At 51.8% G+C, this 2,449-nt stretch carries 1 pseudogene; it reads right to left on the bottom strand.

The features are described 5' to 3' along the window. Nucleotides 1–2,449: pseudogene (locus WEIDD23_RS14830) on the bottom strand (mucus-binding protein); the annotation flags it as partial.

The raw sequence follows: 2,449 nt of genomic DNA on the forward strand, positions 1-2,449 counted from the left end.
CCATCTGGGTACGTTGGCACCGCTGGCCAAGTTGGCCCACTTGGATTATCCGGATCAATTGGGTCTCCAGGCGTACCTGGTTCCGCTGGATACGTTGGACTCTCTGGGTCACTTGGATCAACCGGGTCACCCGGTGTGTAAATTGGCGTTGATGGGTTCTTTGGATCATCTGGCGTCACGGTAATCGCAGCGTGCTTCAAGTGAACCTCGAACGTTTCAACGTTGCCATCGACACGGTCAAACGCAAAGTCGGCTGGATAGTCATCACTGACCAACGTGTAACCTTGGGCGTAGTAAGCAGCCAAACGGTCCGCCGTCGTATACGTCGACTTCTCATCCGAGACACCATCGATATCATCAGTTGCCAATGTCGTGCCGGTTGTATCATCAATGAAGACAATTCGCGCAGTTTGTTCATTAGCTGTATAGGTAATATCTTGGCTCTGCTTAGGATCATCCGGAATAACCGGTGGCCAGTATCCTTCGCTTGGATTGCTTGGGTTAACTGGCTCCAACGGCTGACCATCCGGTCCTTGTGGCGTAAAGCCAGGCACGTATGGCAAGGTTGGATTGTCGGTCGTGCCAGGATCGGCCGGATTATCCGGACCAGGATCCGCTGGATTCGTTGGGTCATCCGGGTTGTTTGGATAGTTGATTGGGTCACTTGGGACATTCTCGGTTCCCGGTGGGAAATGTGGCACCCATTGACCAACCGCTGTATACGTTACAACCACTGATGTTGGCTCAGTCGCACCATTGACGTCCACAAATTCAACCGACGCCTTGTCTGCCATGTAGCCGACAATCATTGGCGAATCAACTTGCTGCCAATCGACGTCATCGCCAACTGCCGTCCACTCGCCATATGTGACCGCTCCCGTCACGGCGTTAACCGTGGCCGTCCGTTCAAAGACAACATTGTCCGTCACTGTTGTCTCAGCTTCAGAACCATCCTCATAAACATACGTCACTGTCCGTGTGACCGTCTTGTTCAAATCTTGTGCCGTCACCCCAGCTGGATACGTTGGCGTCGCTGGCCACGTTGGTCCGCTTGGATTATTTGGATCAATCGGATCACCTGGCGTACCAGGTTCCTCAGGATACGTTGGGCTTGATGGATCACTTGGGTCCACCGGATCACCCGGCGTAAAGATTGGGTCACTAGGATTCTTTGGATCATCCGGCGTCACAACCACCGTTGCTTGCTTTAACGTGACCGTGAAGTCTTGTGACTTGGCCGTATCACTGTCGAACATAAAGTCAGTTGGATAGTCATCCGATACCAGAACATATCCCATCGCCTCATATTGCTTAATGCGGTCGGCAGTTACGTACGTGCCCGGCTCATCTGACTTACCAGCCAGTGAATCAACCACTAGCGTTTCACCTGTTGTCTGATCAACATACGTTACCGAACCAACTTGATCAGCTGGTACGTAGGTAATCACCGTATCGTCACCCGGATTAGTTGGGTTTGGTGGCAAGTAGCCTGACGATGGGTTGCTTGGATCAGCCGGTGTTAACGGCTCACCATCTGGCCCTTCTGGCGTGTAACCTGGCACGTAAGGTAACGTTGGGTTCTCTGGCGTACCTGGTTCGCTTGGATTCTCAGCCGGATCCGTTGGTACCGTTGGATCACTTGGATCATTTGGATAATCAATTGGATCCGTCGGTGCACTTGGCGTCGTGGCTGGGAATGATGGCACCCATTGTCCCAGCTTCTTGTACGTCACAGTCTCAGTCACATCATCGTCTGTCGCTGCAACTGTCACCGCGGTACTGTATGCCTTGTCAGCATAGTAACCATCAACAACTGGCGACTTATAGGTATCCAACAAATCGTCATCATCAACCGCTACCCAATCTGAATACGTCACCTCACCCGTCACTGTGTCTAGCGTTGCCGTGCGCGTAAAGTGCACCGCATCCCTGTGTGGGTCGTGAGCAACCGTCGTACCATCTTCGTAAACATAGTTAACCGTCAAGTTAACCGTTTGATTCAAATCTTCAGCCGTCAATCCCGCTGGGTATGTTGGTGTCTCCGGCCAAGTTGGGCCACTTGGGTTTGCCGGATCAATTGGCTCACCTGGCGTACCTGGTTCGGCTGGATACGTTGGGCTTGATGGATCACTTGGGTCCACCGGCTCACCTGGCGTAAAGATTGGGTCATTTGGCGTGCGTGGGTCATCTGGTGTAATCACCAAAACCGTGCGCTTCAAATGCACCTCGAACTTTTGTTCCGTTGCGTCATCACGATCGAATTGGAACTCATCCTCTGGGAAGTCATTTGAAACCAACGTGTATCCTTGTGCTTCGTAAGACTTAATGCGGTCAGCTGTTGTATACGTTGATGTATCGCTTGATTCACCAGCAATCGTATCAACTGCCAATTCAAGGCCTGTGTCATCATCAATATACGTAATCCGAGCTGCTTGATCGTTGGCAACAT

The organism is Weissella sp. DD23 (assembly GCF_001579105.1).
Classification (GTDB): Bacteria; Bacillota; Bacilli; order Lactobacillales; family Lactobacillaceae; genus Weissella; species Weissella cibaria.